This window comes from Brevundimonas sp. (assembly GCF_035626535.1).
Taxonomy (GTDB): Bacteria; Pseudomonadota; Alphaproteobacteria; order Caulobacterales; family Caulobacteraceae; genus Brevundimonas.
Map to the genome: position 1 here is coordinate 44,582 of NZ_DASPNO010000058.1, position 18,768 is coordinate 63,349.

An 18,768-nucleotide genomic window follows, 5' to 3' on the forward strand; every position below is an offset into this window, starting at 1 on the left:
TCAGCGGCGGCCGCGGTCAAGCCCGGAAGGCTCAGCCCTCGTCGTGGTCCGGGTCGGCGTCGACGTCGACCTCGACGGCCTCGGTCGCCTCGACTTCTGCAGCCAGGGCCGCGTCGCCCGCATCCAGCGCCTCGCCGAGGGCGTATTCGGCGACGAGGCCGTAGGTGGCCATGTGCTCGGGATCGTTGGAGGCCCACGAGCCGTTCATGGCCACGCCCTGGGCGGTGGCGAGGGCGCCCTCGACCCCGCCCGACTCCTCGACGCCCTCGAGGGCCTCCTCGGTGATGGCCTCGAGGTCCAGGCCCGCGAAGGCCTCGGCCGACAGGGCGGCCGCGTCGACGCCCTCGAGCGCCTCGGCGACCATGGCCTCGATATCGATCTCGGCCAGAGCCTCGGCGGCGATCCCGGCGGCGTGCTCGGTGACCACGGCCGTGAAGGCGTTCACGTCCGGCTGATACTCGGCCCACAGGGCGGCGATGCGCTGCTCGCGCTGGGCGTCGGTGAGGCTCTCATCGTCGGAAATGGCCTCGGCGCGTTCGCCGAAGGATTCCATCCGGGCCTCGAAGGCCTCGGCGGCGGCTTCGAGCGCGTCTTCGGACGGGCCCCGCACATCCCCGGCGACCGAGGCGGAGAGGGGCAGAAGGGCGAGGGCGGCGGCGAGGGAAAGGGCCTTGATCATGGCGGGGCTCCTGAGGGACCTCGCCAAAATCCGCCGAACATCGTCCAGTCTCAAGTGAAATCGCCGTAAGGCGGCGGGGGCACCGGCCCGCCGCCTTCCGGATGGCGCGTTACTCGGCGGCCGCGGGGGCGGTCGCAGCCGTGGCCTGGGCCGTCAGCGCGGACTGGGCGGCGGCGCGGATCTGGGCCGGCAGACCGCTCAGGGCCATACGCACGCCCATCTTGGCGCCCGACATCTCGGCGCGTTTGGTCTCGTCCGGTTCGGCGGCGGCCTCTGCGTCGATGAAGGCCTCGAAATCGACGATGAAGCCCTCGATGTCCGGCTCGTAGCGGGCGAGAATGGCGTCGACATCGGCCAGGCCCTTGGTCTGGTCGGTTCCGGCGCCGCTGATGGCGGCTTCAATCTCACCCTGCATCTGCTCCATGCGCGCCTTGAAGGCCTCGCCCTTGGCTTCCATGGCGATCTCGGCCGCGGACGGGGCTTCGGCGGCCGGCGGCGCGGCGGGGGCGTCCTGGGCGAGAGCGGGCGCGGCGAAGGCCAGAACGGCCGAGGCGGCGAGAATGATGCGAAGAGACATAGAGGATTCCTGACAGGTCGAAGGAGCCCATGCTCCTGCCCGCAAGTTGGCGCCAATCCACGGCGGTGGCGAGGCCATTTGTGAGCCGACCCGCAGGGGACAAGCTTGGCGGGACGGGGGAAATCCGATGATCCGGGTCGCCATCGAGACCGACGCCGCCGGCGCGCCGCGCCCTGGTTCTGACCCCCGGCTGGGACGCCGTGCCCGGCGCCCATCCGCGCGGCTCGCCCGCCGGGCTGGCGGGGGCGCGGGACGGCTCCATCCGGATCGCTGACGACCGCGCCGGGACCATCCTCAGGATCGCGCGGGTTCAGCCCTCGCCGCGCTGATCCCGCTTGCCGAGAACCCGCAGCCGCAGGGCGTTGAGCTTGATGAAGCCGGCGGCGTCCTTCTGGTCGTAGGCCACGGCCCCGTCCTCGAAGGTGACCAGCTCCTGGTCGTAGAGGCTGTGCGGGCTCTCGCGGCCGATGACGGTGGCGTTGCCCTTGTAGAGCTTGACCCGCACGGTCCCCGACACCCTGGCCTGCGAGTGATCGATGGCGGCCTGCAGCATCTCGCGCTCGGGGGAGAACCAGAAGCCGTTGTAGATCAGGTGGGCGTATTTGACCGCCAGCTCGTCCTTCAGATGCATGGCCCCGCGATCCAGCGTGATGGATTCGATGCCGCGGTGCGCCGCCAGCAGGATGGTCCCGCCCGGGGTCTCGTAGACGCCGCGCGACTTCATGCCGACGAAGCGGTTCTCGACCAGGTCGAGACGGCCGACCCCGTTGTCGTGGCCGTACTGGTTCAGGGCGGTCAGCAGGGTCGCCGGCGACATGGCCTCGCCGTTGATCGAGACCGCGTCGCCCCGCTCGAAGCCGATGTTGATGACGGTCGGCGCATCCGGCGCGTCCTCGGGCGAGATCGTGCGCTGATGGACGAACTCGGGGGCCTCGACGGCGGGGTCCTCCAGCACCTTGCCCTCGCTGGACGAGTGCAGAAGGTTGGCGTCGACGCTGAAGGGAGCCTCGCCGCGCTTGTCCTTCGAGATCGGGATCTGGTGCTTTTCGGCGAAGTCGAGCAGGTGCTCGCGCGACTTGAAGGTCCACTCGCGCCACGGCGCCACCACCCGGATATCGGGCTCCAGCGCATAGTAGCCGAGCTCGAAGCGGACTTGGTCATTGCCCTTGCCGGTGGCCCCGTGACAGACCGCGTCGGCGCCGACCTGGCGAGCGATCTCGATCTGGCGTTTGGCGATGAGCGGCCGCGCGATCGAGGTGCCGAGCAGATACTGCCCCTCGTAGAGGGCGTTGGCGCGGAACATCGGGAAGACGTAGTCCCGCACGAACTCCTCGCGCAGGTCGTCGATGAAGATGTTCTCTTCCTTGATGCCGAGCTTCAGCGCCTTCTCGCGCGCCGGGGCCAGCTCCTCACCCTGGCCGAGGTCGGCGGTGAAGGTCACGACCTCCGCGCCGTATTCGGTCTGCAGCCATTTGAGGATGATCGAGGTGTCCAGCCCGCCCGAATAGGCGAGCACGACTTTCTTGGGCGCGGGCAGGGTCATGGAAGGGTCCTTCGAACGCGGGGAGGCGTTTCAAACGTTGCGCGCGCTTAAAGGACCAGACGCCCCGCGATGCAAGGGCGCGATTGAGGCGGGCCTATTCCGGGGGCGGCGCAGCCGGACGGCGCCGGAAATACTTCAGATTCTCGAGCAGCAGCCGGACGCCCGTGCGGATGAACAGAAGGCTGAAGAACACCAGGGCGAAAAACGGGACCGCCTCGGACCCTGCGGCGAGACCAAGATCGAGTGTCTGGCTTCGCCATCGACTGACAAGCTGCCAGATGAAGAGGCCCGGAACGGCGCTGCCCAGAAGGCAGAGCATCACGCCGTTCAAAAGACCGGCGGCGGCGTCTTCAGCCGTCGTGGGTTCGTCAGCCATGGGGCCAGACTAACGCCCGGCCCTGAAACGACAAGAGACCGGCTCGTCAGCCCCACGGGCCTGGCGTGTGCGACGGCGTGGTCGGCACGCTGGTCGTCGCGCGTCCGGCCGAAACCTCGACGAGGGGCGCGGAGCGCCGGGCCAGGCCCATCTTCGCGCCCAGCTCCATCAGCGCCCGCACCCGGTTGCCCGTGGCGGGGTGGGTCGAGAACAGGTTGTCGGCGCCGCGGCCGGCCAGCGGGTTGATGATGAACAGCTGGCCCGAGGCCGGATTGCGCTCGGCGGTCGGGTTCACGATCCGCTTCGACCAGGCCTCGATCTTCTGCAGGGCCGAGGCCAGGGCGGCCGGGTCGCCGGCGATCTCCGCCCCGACGCGGTCGGCTTCATATTCGCGCGTGCGGCTGATGGCCATCTGCACCAGGCCCGCGGCCATCGGGGCGAGGAACATCAGCGCCAGCATGCCGATGACGCCGCCGGGCCGCTCGCGGTCGTCGCCGCCGCCGAAGAACAGGGCGAAATTGGCCAGGGCGGCGATGGCGCCGGCGACGGTGGCGGTTACCGTCATGGTCAGGGTGTCGCGGTTCTTCACGTGCGCCAGCTCGTGGGCCATGACGCCGCGGATCTCCTCGCGGGTCAGCATGTCGAGCAGGCCGGTGGTGGCGCAGACGGCGGCGTTCTGCGGATTGCGGCCGGTGGCGAAGGCGTTGGGCTGGTCGTTGGGGATGATGGCGATGGCCGGGCGCGGCAGGCCGGCGTCGCGCGCCATCTGGACCACGTCGGCGACATAGGTGCGCACCACCGCGTTGGGGTGCTGCTCGTCGACCGGCTGGGCCCGGTACATGCGCAGCACGATCTTGTCGGCGTTCCAGTAGCTGAACAGGTTCATGCCGCCGGCGAAGACCAGGGCGATCAGCATGCCGGTCGCGCCGCCGATCAGATAGCCCAGCCCGGCGAACAGCGCCGTCAGGGCGGCGAGCAAGGCGAAGGTCTTGAGGTGGTTCATCGGTGGCGAAAACTCTCGTCGTGTCTGGCTCGGTGTCTGGCGCGAAAAGCGCCGGGCGCTAACTTGTGCATCCCCGGGGTTTGGCTCAAGACGCGAACGCTGTGACCGATCATCCCACCTCCGACACTCCCGCTCCCGAAGCCGCCTTCAACGCGGACGTGCCGCACGCCACGCCCGAGCGGCCGCTCGGCGAGGCTGCGCGCCGGGCCCTGCTGGAAGCCGCGGAGCGCCGGGCGGCCGCGGCCGGAGCGGACCTTCCGCCCGAGCATGGCGGCCCGCGCGGACCCGAGCCGACGCGCTACGGCGACTGGGAGAAGAAGGGCCTCGCGGTCGATTTCTGAGGCCGGCGAACCGCGGCGGGCGAACGGCGTTAACCCTGTCGCACAGGAGTTCGCCGCCATGATCCGCCCCCTCGCCGTCGCCGGCGCCCTCGCGTTCCTTTCACTGGCGGGCGGGGCCGCGGCCCAGACCTGGGGCCAGCCAGTCTATGTCAGCCCGTACGGGCGGGTGGTCGGCGGCACGCCCCTGTCCGAGGTCGAGACCCGGTCCTATGTGAACACCGGCCGCTGGGCCGACGGCTATTCGGATCCGGCCTGGGTCTATGTGCCGGCTCCGGTCTACGGCGAGCGCTACCATGATCAGGGCTACGGCCATGACCGGCGCTACGGCTACGGCGACCGCTACGGCCACCATCGGCGCGGATACGGGCGCCATTACGATCACGGCGGCTACGAACCCCGTCCGCGCCCCGGCTACCGCGACGTCTGGGGCTACAACGACGACCGGCACCCGTCGTCCCGCCGCGCGTACCGCGACCGACGTTACGACCGCTACGACCGCGATTGCGGCTGCGGCGACGTCTACCTCTACGACCGCTGAAGGCCGGAGAAGGTTAATTTTGACGCCGTCCGGGGAATGCCGGGGCCCGGTTTTCGCCCTCTCGGTGCATTCCGAACCCTTTTCTTTCCAGTGACTTAGTGTGGCTCCAGCATCCGGAGTCCGTGTCATGCGCGTGTTAACCTTTTCCGCCGCCGCCTTCGTCCTGCTCGCGGCCGGGCCAGCTTTCGCGGGCGACCCGAGGGGCGGCGGCCATCCGGGGGGTCCGTGCTGCACCCCCCCGCCGCCGCCGCCCCCTCCGTGCTGCAGCCACGGCGGCGGCTCGCGCAACGTGAACATCAATGTGAACGCCAGCGCCCACGCCTTCGCGGAAGCCTCGGCCAGATCCCATCTCAACACCCGCACCTTCGACGTCGGCGGAATCCGCGGCCGCGGCTTTGGCGGCGGCACGGTCTACGTCGGCGGCGGCTACGGCGGCGACATGGGCTACGGCTATACGGGCGCGCCGGTCTATTACGACATCGACCGGCGGGTCATCGCCTGCGCCAGCGCCCCGTTCGGCTATGTGGTCAGCGGCTTCGGCCGCGAAGGCCGCCAGCCGCCGTCCTGCGGCGCGCGCTACGAATACGGCTACGAGGACGACTACGACCGCGGCGGCCGCTACGGCTACAGCGAGCGTCACGACAGCTACGAGGAACGCTCGTACGAGAGCTACGAAAGCTACGAGGAGTACGAGGCCTACGAAGAGTACGGGGCTTACGAGGAGTACGGCGCCTACGGGGACTACGACCGCGACCGCCATGACCGCGGCCACGACGATCGGGACCGGCGGGACTGCGACTGCCGCGAGCGGGCGCCGTATCCGCCACCCTATCTGCCCGAACCGCCGCGCTACGGGCCTCCGGCCCCGCCGCCGGCGCGTCCGCACCGGCCGAGGCGTCCTCGCCATGACGCGCCGCCGCCCCGCCAGCAGTACCGGCAGGAGCCCGGAGAGCGGGGCTAGACGGCGACCCCGTCGATCGACTCGACGATCGAGGAGGCCGCCAGCAACGGATTGTCGGCCGCCACCACCGGTCGGGCCACCACCAGATGGGTCGCGCCGGCCTGCAGCGCCGCGCGGGGCGTGGCCACGCGCTGCTGGTCGCCCAGCTCGGCGCCCTCGGGCCGCACGCCCGGGGTGACGATCAGGAAGTCCGGCCGCCCGGCCTCGTTGGCCAGCCGGCGGACCCGGGCCGCCTCGAGCGGACTCGAGACCACGCCGTCGACGCCGCAGTCGAGCGCCTGGCGCACCCGCCGCTCGACGAGGTCGCCCGCCGTCGAGCCGTAGCCGATCTCGGCGAGGTCGGCGTCCGACAGGCTGGTCAGCACCGTCACCGCCAGCAGCTTCGTGCCCGTCCCGGCGGCGTCGCGTCCCTTGACGGCCCCGCGCATCACCTGCGGTTCGGCGTGGACGGTCAGCAGGTCGCAGCCGCCCTCGGCCACGGCGCGGGCGGCGCCTTCCACCTGGGCCCCGATGTCGTGCAGCTTCCAGTCCTGGAAGACGAACTTGCCTGCCGTCCGGAGTTCGTGGGCGAAGGCCACGCCGCCGGGCCGCGCCAGCAGGGTCAGCCCGACCTTGTAGGCCGAGATGGTGGAGCCCAGCCGCTCGACCATGGCGCGGGCGGCGTCGATTGAGGGCAGGTCGAGGCCGATGATCAGGCGCGGGTCGGTCAGCACGGGCGTCATGGCGTCGCTCCTCGGGGTCGGCTAGGGACTGGACGCGCGGGCGGGCGTCAGCCTTGATGGCCGCGGACGGGTGAATTGCAGGGCGAGGTCAGCACATGGACGCGGTGAAACTGGGCGTCAACCTGTTCGTGGCCCTGTTCGCCTTGGTCGATCCGATCGGCAACCTGCCGATCTTCGCCGCCGCCACCGTGGGCGCCTCGCTGCGCCAGCGGATTTCGGTGTCGGCGCTGATCTGCCTGTTCGCCGTGCTGTTCCTGGCCTTCTTCCTGTTCACCGGCCTGGCGCTGCTGCAGTTCTTCGGCATCTCGATGGCGGCCTTCCGCATCGCCGGCGGCATCCTGCTGCTGCTGCTCGGCCTCGACATGGTGCGCGAGGACTTCCTCAAGATGTTCGCCGACGTCGACTCGGCCACCGACGCCCAGAACGTGCGCGGCTACGCCACCCGCCGCTTCAAGCGGCTGATCGTGCCCTTCGCCATCCCGCTGATGATCGGCCCGGGCGCCATCTCGACCATCATCATCGTGGCGGGGGAGGCCGAGCAGATCGGCCCGACCGGCACCATGGCGGCCCTGGCCGCGATCGGCGCCGCCGGCTTCGTCGCCTTCGTCTGCTTCGCCCTGACCGGACCGCTGACGCGCATTCTCGGCGACGTGGGCATGGCCATCATCGTGCGGGTGCTGGGCCTGATCCTGTGCGCCCTGGCCATCCAGTTCATCCTGCTCGGTCTGTCGGAAGCCATTCCGGGGATGATCTCGGGGGCGGTGACGGCGCCCTATCCGCAGGGCGGGCACTAGATCCGCTTCAGCCGTTTCGCGTGGCCGCCGACCATGGCCAGCGCCAGCCGGTCGGGGAGGTGTTTGGCGAGGCCGGCGAGCAGGTTGTTGACGATCCCGGGCGTGACAGATGGGCGGTTCGCTTCGCAGGCTTCATAGCCGACGCGGGCGACGTGGTCCGCCGTCTGCCACATCCAGCCCGGGTAGGCGGCCGAGACCTCGGCCCGCGTGCCGTTGGCGTCGTGGAACTCGGTCAGGGTGTAGCCGGGGCAGAGGGCGGTGACGTGCACCCCGGTCCCGCGCAGCTCCAGATGCAGGCCCTGCGAGGCCTTGATCAGGAAGGATTTGATCGGGCCGTAGAGGGTGTCGCCGCCCGTCGCCGGCATCCGCCCGGCCAGGGAGGCGACGTTGAGAATGCGGCCGTAGCCGCGCTCGACCATGCCGGGGGCGAACAGCCGGGCCAGCTCGACCGGCGCGGTCAGCATGACCCGGATCATGGCAGCATGAGCCTCCGGGTCAGTGTCGAGGAAGCCGGCGGTGCGGCTGAAGCCGGCGTTGTTGACCAGCCCGTCGACGGTCAGGCCCTTCGCCTGGACAGCCTCGAACAGGCGGCGCGGGGCGGCGGGATCGGCGAGGTCCTCCGGGATGACCGTGACGGTCGCCTGATAGATGTCGCGCAGGAAGTCGGCCCGGTCCTGCAGGGCGTCGCGGCGGCGCGCGGTCAAAACGAGATCCCAACCGTGCATGGCGTACACCGGGGCCAGCGCCGAACCGATCCCGGCGGAGGCGCCGGTGATGAGCACTGTCGGGCTGCAGACCGGGCTCAAGGCGCCGGTCAGGCGGCGACCGGGCAGGACGAGTGGGGCGCGAAGGCCGCCAGCGACGGCGGGTTCTCGGCCAGCAGATCGGCGATGGTGATCTTCGCCAGCGCCTCGCCGGCGGCGCGGTCGGCGGCGGTCAGGGCCTTGGCCACCTGACGCGGGATGTGGGTGCTGACCGGGCAGTCGCGCTTGCCGGCGGGGGGCGAACCGAGGTGGGCGCAGCCATTGACCGCGCGCAGCACCGTGTCGAGGCTGATGGTCTCGGGCCGGTGCAGCAGCCAGGCGCCGCCGGACGCGCCGGGCCGGGTGGCGATCAGTCCGGCCTTGGCCAGCAGCGCCGTCACCCGCCGCACCACCACCGGATTGGTCGGGATGGAGGCGGCCAGCACCGCGCTCGGCGCGGCCTCGGCCGGCGAGTAGGCGCCCTTGTGGGCCAGATAGGCCAGGGCGTGGGCGGCGACGGGAAATCGTTGGCTGTCGGACATGGCGTTGTCCCCAAGATAGGATGACGACGGCGCTTTCACAAACAGGGTTCGGCCGCGCTGCCCTGCGGACGATTGAACCGCCCGATGAAAGGGCCTAAAGGCTCGCCGCTCGTTTGATGGGAACCGCGCCGTGCGGCGTCCCGGAGGCACTTCATGGTCGGGGCCCCTCCCCAAGGTGAAGACGGCAAGCCCGCCGCCGCAAGCTCCCCGAATCCCCAGGACAAGTCCGTCGCCCCGGCCCACCCGCATCCCGCGGCGGCCGGAGAGGGCGGCCACGTCCGCGCGGGCAAGTGGGGCCTGGTCGTCGGCGCGATCGGCGTGGTCTTCGGCGACATCGGCACCAGCCCGCTCTACGCCATGCGCGAGGCCCTGGCCCATTCGCGCAGCGGCGGCACCGAAGAGCTGGCCGTGCTCGGCACCGTGTCGCTGGTGTTCTGGGCCCTGATCCTGGTTGTGACGGTCAAATACGTCGTCTTCCTGATGCGGGCGGACAACAAGGGCGAGGGCGGCACCCTGGCGCTGATGGCGCTGGCCCAGCGAGCCATAGGCAAACGCTCCAGCCTGGTGTTCTTCCTCGGCGTCTGCGGCGCGGCCATGTTCTACGGCGACGGCGTTCTGACCCCCGCGGTGTCGGTGCTCTCCGCCGTCGAGGGACTCGGCGCGGCTCCCGGCGTCAGCGATCAGGTGACGCCCTTCATCGTGCCGATCGCGGCGGGCATCCTGATCGCCCTGTTCATGGTCCAGTCGCGCGGCACCGCCAGCATGGCGCGGGCTTTCGGACCGATCACGGCCGTCTGGTTTCTCGTCATGGCGGGGCTGGGCGTCTGGCACATCTTCGACGATCCCTCGATCCTGCGGGCCCTGTCGCCGCACTACGGCGCCATGTTCCTGATCGACAACGGCGTGCTGGGCTTCATCCTGCTGGGCAGCGTCTTCCTCGCCGTCACCGGGGCCGAGGCGCTCTACACGGACATGGGCCATTTCGGAAAGGCGCCGATCCGCGCCGGCTGGCTGTGGTTCGTCCTGCCCTGCCTGATGCTGACCTATCTCGGCCAGGGCGCGCTGGTGCTCAGCGATCCGGCGGCGCGGTTGAACCCGTTCTGGGCCATGATCCCCGAGATCATCTACTGGCCGGTGCTGATCCTCGCCACGCTCGCCACCATCATCGCCAGCCAGGCGGTGATCACCGGCGCCTTCTCCCTGACCCAACAGGCGGTGCAGCTCGGCCTGCTGCCGCGCATGAACATCCTGCAGACCAGCGAGAGCCAGGCCGGGCAGATCTTCGTGCCCTCCGTCAACACCATGCTGCTGCTCGGCGTTCTGGTCCTGCTGGTGCTGTTCCCAACCTCGTCGCAGCTGGCGGGGGCCTATGGGGTGTCGGTGACCGGCGCCATGCTGGTCGACAGCCTGCTGGCCTTCTTCATCGTCCGGCGGCTGTGGAAGTGGAGCCTGCCGCTCAGCCTGCTCGCCGTGACGCCGTTCCTGATCATCGACCTGGCCTTCTTCGGCTCCAACCTGCTCAAGGTGCCGGACGGGGCCTGGGCGCCGCTGGTCATTGGCGCGGGCATCGTGCTGGTCATGTGGACCTGGACGCGGGGGACGCAGATCCTCACTGCCAAGACCCGCAAGGACAGTCTGCCGCTGACCGACCTGATCGAGATGCTGCGGGCGCGGCCGCCGCACCGGGCCCCCGGTACGGCGATTTTCCTGACCTCGGACCCGGACATCGCGCCGGTGGCCCTGATGCACAACCTCAAGCACAACAAGGTGCTGCACGAGAAGAACGTCATCCTGACCGTGCGAACCACTGACCGGCCGCGCGTCGCCGAGGTCGACCGGATCCGCATCGAGCCGATCTCGGATGACTTCAAGAAGCTGATCATCTCCTACGGCTTCATGGAGCAGCCCAACCTGCCCAAGGCGCTGGGCATCTGCCGCAAGCAGGGTCTGAAGTTCGACATCATGTCGACCAGCTTTTTCCTCGGCCGGCGCTCCGTCGTCGCATCGGCGGCGCAAGGCATGCCGATGTGGCAGGACCGGCTGTTCATCTTCCTGATGCGCAACGCGACCAACCCGACCGACTTCTTCCACATTCCGCCCGGACGGGTCGTCGAACTGGGCGCGCAGGTGGCCGTATGAGCCGGGAACCGACGCAGGGACGGAATTCGGCCGCCCGGGGACGGCGCATGGCCGACAGGTCGCGCGGGCCGCGCCCGCCGAAGGACGAACAGCCCCGCGACGAGGCCGCCGACATCGGCGTCGAGGCCCGTCTGGCGGCCGGCGTGCTGCTGAACGCCGCGCTGGAAGGCCGCGGCGGGCTCGACGCCGCCCTGTCGTTCCGCGAGGTCTCCGCCCTGCCCGGCCCCGACCGTGCTTTCGCCCGCGCCGTGGCCATGGCCGCGCTGCGCCGGCTCGGCGAGATCGACCAGATCCTCGACAGGCGCCTGCAGAAAGGCCCGCCGCTGGCGGTGCGCACCATCCTGCGCGTCGCCCTGGCCCAGACGCTGGTGCTGGAGACGCCCGCCTTCGCCGCCGTGTCGACGGCGGTGAAACTGGCCGAGCGCGATCCGAAGACCCGCCCCTACAAGAACCTCGTCAACGCCGTCCTGCGCGGCATCGAGCGCGAAGGGCCCGGCCTGACCACGGCGGAGTCCAACCTGCCCGACTGGCTCGCCGCCCGCTGGCGCGCCACCTGGGGCGAACCCGCGCTGGCCGGGCTGGCGCTGGCCGCCCGCGAGGAGCCGGCCACCGATCTCAGCCTCAAGCCGGGGACCGATCCCGCGGCCGTGGCCGAGGCCGTCGACGGCGGGATCCTGCCCGGCGGCACGGTGCGCACCGGCCGTCGCGGCGATCTGGCCGGCTGGCCCGGCTTCGAGGACGGAACCTGGTGGGTGCAGGACGCCGCCGCCGCCGTTCCGGCCCGCCTGCTGGCCCCGAAGGCCGGCGAAAGCATCGTCGACTTCTGCGCCGCGCCCGGCGGCAAGACCCTGCAGCTGGCCGCCGCCGGCGCCTCGGTCGTGGCCCTGGACCGCTCGGACAAGCGGCTCGACCGGCTGCGCGCCAATCTGGCCCGCACCCGGCTGAGCGCCGAGGTCGTGGTCACCCCGGCCGAGGAGTGGGAGGACCCGCGCACCTTCGACGCCGTGCTGCTGGACGCCCCGTGCACCGCCACCGGCACCTTCCGCCGCAATCCGGAGGTGCTGCGCGCCACCAGGCCCGCCGATGTCGCCAAGCTGGCCGACGTGCAGCACAGGCTGTTGGATGCAGCCGCGGTCCGGGTGAAGCCGGGCGGCCGCCTCGTCTATTGCGTCTGTTCGCTGGAGCGCGAGGAGGGCGAGACCCAGGTGATCGCCTTCCTGCGCCGCAACCCGGCGTTCAGGACCGTCGCCGCCGCGCCCACCGATCTGGGCGCTCCTGAAGAGGCGCTGACGCCCGAAGGCTGGCTGCGCATCCTGCCGTCGATGTGGGCGGAGAAGGGCGGTCTCGACGGCTTCTTCATCGCCCGGCTGGACCGCGCGCCCTAGGGCAGGACGGTGTAGGTCACGCGCCTGCGGACGCTGAAACCGAGCCCCTCATAGAAGGCGATGGTCGCCGCATGATCGGCGTAGGCGTGCAGGAAGGCCTGTTCGCCGCGCTCCAGAATGCGGCCGACGACGATGCGGCTGAGGGCGCCGGCCAGCCCCTGTCCGCGAAAGTCGGGGTGGGTGCAGACGCCGCTGAGTTCGCTGAAGCCGTCGACCTTCATCCGCTCGCCGGCCATGGCGATCAGCCGGCCCTCGCGGCGCACGCCGACGAAGCCGCCGAGCCGCAGCGTGCCCTTCCGGAACGGACCCGGGCGGGTCAGGGTCGCCAGCGCCAGCATCTCCTCGGCGTCGGCTTCGGACAGGGTCAGGACGTCGAGGTCGCCGGGCGTATCGGGAGTCAGGGCGGCGGCGGTCATCTGCACGCAGGCCGCGCGGGAGACGGCCGGGAGGTCGGGCAGGACCGCCGCGATGGGCGTTTCCTCGGGCTCGACCAGCCCCGCGCCCGGATAGCGGCGGCAGAGCGCGTCCAGCGCCGCCCGGCTGTCGGGAGACGTATCGGCGGCGGCGGCGAAGACGCCGATGTCAGGGTCGAGACGGACCGCCGCGCCGTCACCGTGTTCCGCCCGGATCGCCAGAGGCGCGAGACGGGTGGTGAGCGCGCTCCAGACGGGGCGGTCGAGGGGGTGATTCAGGGTCATGGCCCCTAGCTGGGGCGAAGCGCGGCCGTTCGCCAGTGCGGGCGAGGAAAGTGACGTCCGGAAACCGCTTCTAGGCCCTCCAGAACCCGACGATCTTCTTCACCTCGTCGACCACCGGGTCGGCGATGGCGGCCGCGCGGTGGGCGCCGTCCTTGAGCACCCGGTCGATCTCGGACGGGTCGTCCATCAGGCGGCGCATCTCGGCGGTGACCGGGGCCATGGACGCCACGGCCAGTTCGGCCAGCGCCGGCTTGAAGGCGCCGAAGCCCTTCCCGCCCCATTCGCGCAGCACCTTTTCACGGGTCTCGTCGGCGAGGGCGGCGTAGATGGTCACGAGGTTCTTCGCCTCGGGGCGGGCGTCCAGATCCTCGACGGTTTCCGGCAGCGGCTCGGGGTCGGTCTTGGCCTTGCGGATCTTGGCGACGATGGAGTCGGCGTCGTCGGTCAGGTTGATGCGCGACAGGTCCGACGGATCGGACTTGCTCATCTTGGCCATGCCGTCGCGCAGGCTCATCACCCGCGGCGCGGGGCCCTGGGTCAGCGGCTCGGGCAGAGGGAAGAAGCCGGGGACGCCGAAGTCGTTGTTGAATTTGGCGGCGATGTCGCGGGTCAGTTCCAGGTGCTGCTTCTGGTCCTCGCCGGTCGGCACCTCGGTGGCCTTGTAGAGCAGGATGTCGGCCGCCTGCAGCACCGGATAGGTGTAGAGGCCGACCGACGAGCGTTCCTTGTGCTTGCCGGACTTCTCCTTGAACTGGGTCATCCGGTCGAGCCAGCCGAGCCGGGCCACGCAGTTGAGGATCCACGCCAGCTCCGAATGCGCCCGCACCGCCGACTGCGGGAAGATCACCGAGCGCGCCGGGTCGAGGCCCGAGGCGAGGTAGGCGGCGGCGATCTCGCGCGTCTGAGCGGTCAGCAGGGCCGGGTCCTGCCAGACGGTGATGGCGTGCAGGTCGGCCACGAACAGGAAGCAGGGCGCGCCCGTCTCCTGCAACTGGGTGAAGCGCTTCAGGGCGCCGAGGTAGTTGCCGAGGTGCAGGGCGCCGGAAGCCTGGATGCCGGACAGGATGCGGCGCGGTCCAGCGTTGGGGGCCGGGGTCTGGTCAGTCATGGTCGGGGTCTCGGGAGAAGGCAGGAGGGATCGCGCGGACGGGCGCGGAACGGTGCGATGCGATCAGCCGCGCCATCGCCGGGCGGCGAGGAAATGTCCCGAATGAGCCATGCCTCGCGCTTATCGCCTCAACGCGGGAAGGGCAAGGCGGTCAGCGGCTCCGCCGGATCAGGCCGCGCACCTCGGCGAGGGTGACGGCACGGGTGGCGAAGGCCAGCGCGACATAGGTCAGGCCGCCCGCCGCCGTGACCAGCAGCAGCGCCGCCTCCTTGGCCCCGTGGCTGGTTCCGAGACGGGCCAGCAGGTCCGCGACCGGCGCCTCGTAGCTGGACCGGAAGGCGGCGGCGACGCCGACGACCACCGCCAGCCCGGCCGAGGCCGCGGCGATCCGGGCGAGCCGCGACAGGGCCGGCAGGCTCGGCCGGTAGAGGCCGCGCCGCCACAGCGCCCCGCCCAGCAGCAGCACGTTTGTCCAGGCCGCGCCCGACACCGCCGCCGCGATGCCCGAGACGCCCAGGCCCAGATTGAACAGGCCGATCGCGAGAACCGCGTTCACCACCACCGACACGAGGGCGAATTTCATCGGCGTGCGGGTGTCGCCTCTGGCGAAGAAGGCCGGGGCGAGGATGCGGATCAGCACGAAGGCCGGCACGCCCCAGCCGAACTGGAACAGGGCCTGGGCCGTGTTGACCGCGTCGAACTCGAGGAAGGCCCCTCGCGTGAACAGGGCGTCGATCAGGAAATAGGGCATGGCCATCAACGCCGCCGCAGCGGGAAGCGTCAGGGCCATGGACAGGGTCAGGGCCTCGTCCATCGAGGCCTGTTGCTGCTCGTGGTTCTCGGACGCCACGGCCCGCGACAGGCGCGGCAGCAGGGCGATGCCGATGGCTACGCCGACGAGGCCGAGCGGCAGCTGGTAGAGCCGGTCAGCGGTGGCCAGCCAGGTCCGCCCCCCGGCCACGAAGCTGGACAGGTTGCCCGAGATGAAGACGTTGATCTGGGTCGCCGAATTGCCGATCGCGGCCGGGATGGCGGTGATGATGATGGCCTTGACCGGCGGCGACAGCTTCGGGAGGGCGAGGCGGATGTTGGCCCCCGCCCGGCGAGCGGCCCACCAGCACAGGCCGGCCTGCGACACGCCCGCCGCCAGCACCGCCCACGAGGCCGCATAGGCGGCGCCGATCTGGTTTCCCTGCGCCGGGATGACGGCGGCCAGCATGATCACGTTGAGCAGGATCGGATAGGCGCCGGACACGATGAACCGGCCGCGGGCGTTGAGCACGCCCGACAGCAGGGCCGCGATGGCCATGCACGGCAGATAGGGCATGGTGATCTGGGTCAGGATCACCGCCAGCTTGAAGCGCGCCGGATCGTCGAGGAAGCCGACGTTGATGACGGTCATCAGCCACGGCATGGTCAGCTGGGCGATGACGGTCAGGATCACGGTGGCGAAGGCGACGGCGGCGAGGGCGTCGGTGGCGACCTTGTCCGCGACCTCCTCGCCCTCCGTCTGAAGCGTGCGCGCATAGGCCGGCACGAAGGCGGCGGCGAAGGCCCCTTCGGCGAAGATGCGGCGGAACAGGTTGGGGAAGTTCAGGGCGGTGTTGTAGGCGTCCGCCGCCGGGCCCGCCGAGGCGCCCAGCGCCGCCGAGATGACCACGTCGCGCGCGAAGCCGGCCAGGCGGCTGACCAGGGTCAGGCCGCTGAAGATGGCCGACGAGCGCATCATGCCGCCGCCCTTGCGGACCGTGCTGGCCGAGGCCGGCGGCTGCACGAGCGGCTCCGAGGTCCCCGACGCCGAGGGCACCGGCGGCGCGGCTTCCATGGGTTCGGCTCCGGGCGGGGACTTGTCGGCCATGCCAGCGCCTTAGCCTGCTTCCGGCGCGCGCGATACGGGTCGCGATGGAGGGCGCCGGGCGGGGCGCAGCCGCCCGACCTCGGACACGTCTCGCAGACTGGCGCGGACCGGGGCGGAGTGGCGTGGACCGCCCGGCTCCTTGTGGTCCAGCACCGCCTCCAGATCAGCCCTCAGGCGTTCGAGCGCGGGTCCCGACTTCGGCTTTCGCCCGTTGGCGTCGGTGACGTAGAAGCTGTCGACGGCGCGCTCACCGAAGCCGGCGATGTGGGCCGAACGGATCGACAGGCGATGCTCCGCCAGTACCCGCGCCAGGTCGGCCAGCAGCCCGGGCCGGTCGGCCCCGGACACCTCGACGACGGCGGCGGTGGGGCTCTGCTCGAGATCGATGATGGTCGTCGGCCGCACGTCGAAGGCGGCGCGGCGCGGATTGAACGGCGCGGGCGAAGGCCGGGCCCGGCCCGCCTGACCGCGCGCGGCCGCCTCCAGCGCCTTGAGCAGACGGTCGAGCCGCCGGGGCTCGGCCTGGCCGTAGGGCGCGCCGGCGCCGTCCTGGAGCTCGAACACGTCCAGCGCCGCGCCGTCCTCCGCCGTCGCCACCCGCGCGCCGACGACATCCGCCCCGGCCGCCGCCAGGGCCTCCGCCAGATCGGCGAACAGGCCCGGCCGGTCCCGCGCCGCCACCGCCACCCGGGTCGCCGACCCCTCGCCCGGCTCGGCGGCGCCGGCCTCGAGCACGTCGGCCACCGCCCCCTCGGCCCGGCCGCGAGCGACCAGCTGCGGGTAGTCGGCCAGAGGATCGGTCTGGCGGATGTCCTCGCCCCGGAAGGCGCTTTCGGTGCGCTGGTAGAGCTCGCGGATCAGCTGGCCCTTCCAGCCGTTCCAGACGCCCGGTCCGACGGCGCGGATGTCGGCGACGGTTAGGATCAGCAGGGTGCGCAGCCGCTCCGGATCGCCGACCAGTTCGGTGAAGGCGCGGACCGTTTCCGGATCCGAGACGTCGCGCTTCTGGGCGTAGTCGCTCAGCGCGAGGTGGTTGCGCACCAGCCAGACCACGAATTCGGTGCGGCGGGGATCGAGGCCGAGCCGGTCGCAGGCGCGGCGCGCGGCGATGGCGCCGTCCTCCAGCTGGCCCCTGTCGCCCCCCTTGCCGACGTCGTGCAGCAGCATGGCCAGCATCAGGGCCTCGAAGTCGTCGATGCGGTGGACGACCTCGCTGGCGTTGGGATGCTCGGCCTTCAGCTTGCCGCGCCAGATGTCGTTGATGATGCCGATGGCCTGCAGGGTGTGCTCGTCGACCGTATAGGCGTGGTACATGTTGAACTGGGTCTGGCCGACGATCCGCCCCCATTCCGGAAGGAACCGTCCGAGCAATCCGGTCTCGTTCATCAGCGTCAGAACCCGGTAGGGCCGCTGGCCCTGGGCGAGGATGTCGAGGAAGGCCCGCGTCGCCTCCGGGTCGCGGCGCAGCGACGGCGTCACCAGAGACAGCGAGCGGCTGACCGCCGAGAAGGCGTCGGGATGCAGGTCCAGATCGTGGGCGTCGGCGCAGCGGAACAGCAGCAGCAGCTTCTCCGGCGCGGCGGCGAACACCTCCGGCCCGGTCACCGACAGCCGCCCGCCGTCCTCGATGAACCCCTCGACGCCAAGCTTGCGCTTTCGCCCGGGGATCAGCCGCGACAGGCTCAGCGTCGGCTTCTGCTGGCGCGCCTCCAGCTTGGCCGACAGGGCGCGGGTCAGTCCGCCCACGTCGCGGGCGACGAGAAAATAGCGGCGCATGAAGCGCTCGACCGCCGGTTCGTCGCCGCGACCGCGCCAGCCCATCCGCCGCGCCACCTCGGGCTGCAGGTCGAAGGTCAGCTTCTCCTCGGCCCGCCCAGCCACGAGGTGCAGGTGAGCCCGGGTGCGCCACAGGAAGTCGAAGGCCTCCTCGAAGGTGCGACGCTCGCGCGAGGTCAGCAGGTCGTCCATGACCCGGGCGCCGAGCGGGCTGTCGGGGGCCAGCGACCGGGCGATCCAGAACAGGGTGTTGAGATCGCGCAACCCGCCCTTGCCGTCCTTGACGTTGGGCTCGACGCGGTAGCGCACGGCGCCGGCCTTCTGGTGACGCGCATTGCGTTCCTCCAGCTTGGCCGCGATGAACGGGCGGGGATCGGTCTTGACGACGAAGGCGCGGAAGCGGGCGATGAAATCCTCGGCCAGCGCCTCGTCCCCGGCCAGCGGCCGCGCCTCCAGAAGGGCGGTGCGGACCGTCATGTCCGACTTCGCCAGCGCCAGACATTCGTCGACGGAGCGCGCCGACTGCCCGACCTTCACGCCGAGATCCCACAGGACGTAGAGCATGAACTCGATGACCTGTTCGGTGCGCGGGATCGATTTCCACGGCCGCAGGAACAGCAGGTCGAGATCGGAGAAGGGAGCCAGCACGCCGCGCCCGTAGCCGCCGACGGCGATCAGGCTGAGCCGCTCGGCCTCGGTGGGATTGGGCGCCGGATAGAGGGTCTCCGTCGCGAAGCGCCACAGAGCCGTGAGCATCTCGTCGGCCGCCGCCGCGTGCAGCCGGGCCACCTCGACGCCGCCCGCCCCGTATTCGAGCCGCTGGGCCGCCCGGGCTCTCGCCGCATCCCACGACTGCCGGAGCAGGGCGGTGACGGCGGCGCGCGGGTCCGCCGCCGCGGCCGCCTCGGCCCAGCCGTCGCCGTCCATGCCGCGGGCGTCTGCGGTGTCTGCCGGGCGGCGGCTGCGGGGGCTCATGCAGGCGGTA

18 protein-coding genes are annotated in these 18,768 nt (G+C 71.1%); 6 read left to right on the forward strand and 12 right to left on the reverse strand.

Translation table 11 applies throughout. The features are described from left to right. Positions 1–31: 31 nt before the first annotated feature. The 5 genes from VEC04_RS08705 to htpX form a co-directional block, all read right to left on the reverse strand. The gene (locus VEC04_RS08705) at positions 32–679 is read right to left on the reverse strand and encodes a hypothetical protein (RefSeq protein WP_324775877.1); all 648 of its coding nucleotides are present in this window, start codon (positions 677–679) and stop codon (positions 32–34) included. Positions 680–788: 109 nt separating this feature from the next. Next, positions 789–1,256: a translation initiation factor IF-2 gene (locus VEC04_RS08710; RefSeq protein WP_324775879.1), complete on the reverse strand. Its 468-nt coding sequence runs from the start codon at positions 1,254–1,256 to the stop codon at positions 789–791. A gap of 310 nt (positions 1,257–1,566) precedes the next feature. Further along, positions 1,567–2,799: an argininosuccinate synthase gene (locus VEC04_RS08715; protein WP_324775881.1), complete on the reverse strand. Its 1,233-nt coding sequence runs from the start codon at positions 2,797–2,799 to the stop codon at positions 1,567–1,569. 94 nt (positions 2,800–2,893) lie between these two features. Continuing rightward, positions 2,894–3,175, reverse strand: coding sequence for a hypothetical protein (locus VEC04_RS08720; protein WP_324775882.1), 282 nt, complete (start codon positions 3,173–3,175; stop codon positions 2,894–2,896). 46 nt (positions 3,176–3,221) lie between these two features. Beyond that, positions 3,222–4,178 (reverse strand): zinc metalloprotease HtpX, encoded by a 957-nt coding sequence (gene htpX / locus VEC04_RS08725; RefSeq protein ID WP_324775884.1) that lies wholly within the window; start codon positions 4,176–4,178, stop codon positions 3,222–3,224. Positions 4,179–4,279: 101 nt separating this feature from the next. Here htpX and VEC04_RS08730 point away from each other — a divergent pair, with 101 nt between their 5' ends. From VEC04_RS08730 to VEC04_RS08740, 3 genes are all read left to right on the forward strand, one after another. Further along, complete coding sequence (locus tag VEC04_RS08730) at positions 4,280–4,519, forward strand: DUF1674 domain-containing protein (RefSeq protein WP_324775886.1); 240 nt, start codon at positions 4,280–4,282, stop codon at positions 4,517–4,519. A gap of 58 nt (positions 4,520–4,577) precedes the next feature. Then, a complete protein-coding gene (locus VEC04_RS08735; protein WP_324775887.1) occupies positions 4,578–5,057 on the forward strand; it encodes a hypothetical protein in 480 nt (159 codons plus the stop codon). Positions 5,058–5,184: 127 nt separating this feature from the next. Then, positions 5,185–6,018: a hypothetical protein gene (locus VEC04_RS08740; protein ID WP_324775889.1), complete on the forward strand. Its 834-nt coding sequence runs from the start codon at positions 5,185–5,187 to the stop codon at positions 6,016–6,018. Here the strand turns inward: VEC04_RS08740 and pyrF are convergent. Continuing rightward, on the reverse strand, positions 6,015–6,731 hold the full coding sequence (pyrF, locus tag VEC04_RS08745) for an orotidine-5'-phosphate decarboxylase (RefSeq protein ID WP_324776023.1): 717 nt from the start codon (positions 6,729–6,731) through the stop codon (positions 6,015–6,017). The genes VEC04_RS08740 and pyrF overlap by 4 nt on opposite strands. Before the next feature lie 104 nt (positions 6,732–6,835). Between pyrF and VEC04_RS08750 the strand changes: the two genes are divergently transcribed. Continuing rightward, positions 6,836–7,534, forward strand: coding sequence for a MarC family protein (locus tag VEC04_RS08750; RefSeq protein WP_324775891.1), 699 nt, complete (start codon positions 6,836–6,838; stop codon positions 7,532–7,534). Here VEC04_RS08750 and VEC04_RS08755 read toward each other — a convergent pair. Together VEC04_RS08755 and VEC04_RS08760 are read right to left on the reverse strand one after the other, a co-directional pair. Next, the gene (locus VEC04_RS08755; RefSeq protein WP_324775893.1) at positions 7,531–8,316 is read right to left on the reverse strand and encodes an SDR family oxidoreductase; all 786 of its coding nucleotides are present in this window, start codon (positions 8,314–8,316) and stop codon (positions 7,531–7,533) included. The genes VEC04_RS08750 and VEC04_RS08755 overlap by 4 nt on opposite strands. 32 nt (positions 8,317–8,348) lie before the next feature. Then, entirely contained in the window at positions 8,349–8,819 is a 471-nt protein-coding gene (locus VEC04_RS08760) for an Rrf2 family transcriptional regulator (RefSeq protein WP_324775895.1), read from the reverse strand. Positions 8,820–8,972: 153 nt separating this feature from the next. Here VEC04_RS08760 and VEC04_RS08765 point away from each other — a divergent pair, with 153 nt between their 5' ends. Next, positions 8,973–10,958, forward strand: a complete 1,986-nt coding sequence (locus VEC04_RS08765; RefSeq protein ID WP_324775897.1) for a potassium transporter Kup — start codon at positions 8,973–8,975, stop codon at positions 10,956–10,958. Positions 10,959–11,005: 47 nt separating this feature from the next. Beyond that, positions 11,006–12,343 (forward strand): RsmB/NOP family class I SAM-dependent RNA methyltransferase, encoded by a 1,338-nt coding sequence (locus VEC04_RS08770; RefSeq protein ID WP_324775899.1) that lies wholly within the window; start codon positions 11,006–11,008, stop codon positions 12,341–12,343. Here the strand turns inward: VEC04_RS08770 and VEC04_RS08775 are convergent. From VEC04_RS08775 to glnD, 4 genes are all read right to left on the reverse strand, one after another. Beyond that, on the reverse strand, positions 12,340–13,041 hold the full coding sequence (locus VEC04_RS08775) for a GNAT family N-acetyltransferase (RefSeq protein WP_324775901.1): 702 nt from the start codon (positions 13,039–13,041) through the stop codon (positions 12,340–12,342). The genes VEC04_RS08770 and VEC04_RS08775 overlap by 4 nt on opposite strands. Positions 13,042–13,111: 70 nt before the next feature. Beyond that, positions 13,112–14,149: a tryptophan--tRNA ligase gene (gene trpS, locus VEC04_RS08780; RefSeq protein ID WP_324775903.1), complete on the reverse strand. Its 1,038-nt coding sequence runs from the start codon at positions 14,147–14,149 to the stop codon at positions 13,112–13,114. 151 nt (positions 14,150–14,300) lie between these two features. After that, a complete protein-coding gene (gene murJ / locus VEC04_RS08785) occupies positions 14,301–16,007 on the reverse strand; it encodes a murein biosynthesis integral membrane protein MurJ (protein WP_324775905.1) in 1,707 nt (568 codons plus the stop codon). A gap of 9 nt (positions 16,008–16,016) precedes the next feature. Then, on the reverse strand, positions 16,017–18,758 hold the full coding sequence (gene glnD, locus VEC04_RS08790; RefSeq protein ID WP_324775907.1) for a [protein-PII] uridylyltransferase: 2,742 nt from the start codon (positions 18,756–18,758) through the stop codon (positions 16,017–16,019). Between the last annotated feature and the right edge of the window lie 10 nt (positions 18,759–18,768).

Bases quoted from the DNA above. Each gene is read 5' to 3' on its own strand.
- VEC04_RS08770 (WP_324775899.1), top strand. From the start codon at position 11,006: ATGGCCGACAGGTCGCGCGGGCCGCGCCCGCCGAAGGACGAACAGCCC.
- glnD (WP_324775907.1), bottom strand. From the start codon at position 18,758: ATGAGCCCCCGCAGCCGCCGCCCGGCAGACACCGCAGACGCCCGCGGC.
- VEC04_RS08740 (WP_324775889.1), top strand. From the start codon at position 5,185: ATGCGCGTGTTAACCTTTTCCGCCGCCGCCTTCGTCCTGCTCGCGGCC.
- VEC04_RS08710 (WP_324775879.1), bottom strand. From the start codon at position 1,256: ATGTCTCTTCGCATCATTCTCGCCGCCTCGGCCGTTCTGGCCTTCGCC.
- VEC04_RS08750 (WP_324775891.1), top strand. From the start codon at position 6,836: ATGGACGCGGTGAAACTGGGCGTCAACCTGTTCGTGGCCCTGTTCGCC.
- VEC04_RS08720 (WP_324775882.1), bottom strand. From the start codon at position 3,175: ATGGCTGACGAACCCACGACGGCTGAAGACGCCGCCGCCGGTCTTTTG.
- trpS (WP_324775903.1), bottom strand. From the start codon at position 14,149: ATGACTGACCAGACCCCGGCCCCCAACGCTGGACCGCGCCGCATCCTG.
- VEC04_RS08715 (WP_324775881.1), bottom strand. From the start codon at position 2,799: ATGACCCTGCCCGCGCCCAAGAAAGTCGTGCTCGCCTATTCGGGCGGG.
- VEC04_RS08735 (WP_324775887.1), top strand. From the start codon at position 4,578: ATGATCCGCCCCCTCGCCGTCGCCGGCGCCCTCGCGTTCCTTTCACTG.
- VEC04_RS08705 (WP_324775877.1), bottom strand. From the start codon at position 679: ATGATCAAGGCCCTTTCCCTCGCCGCCGCCCTCGCCCTTCTGCCCCTC.
- VEC04_RS08765 (WP_324775897.1), top strand. From the start codon at position 8,973: ATGGTCGGGGCCCCTCCCCAAGGTGAAGACGGCAAGCCCGCCGCCGCA.
- VEC04_RS08760 (WP_324775895.1), bottom strand. From the start codon at position 8,819: ATGTCCGACAGCCAACGATTTCCCGTCGCCGCCCACGCCCTGGCCTAT.
- htpX (WP_324775884.1), bottom strand. From the start codon at position 4,178: ATGAACCACCTCAAGACCTTCGCCTTGCTCGCCGCCCTGACGGCGCTG.
- murJ (WP_324775905.1), bottom strand. From the start codon at position 16,007: ATGGCCGACAAGTCCCCGCCCGGAGCCGAACCCATGGAAGCCGCGCCG.
- VEC04_RS08775 (WP_324775901.1), bottom strand. From the start codon at position 13,041: ATGACCCTGAATCACCCCCTCGACCGCCCCGTCTGGAGCGCGCTCACC.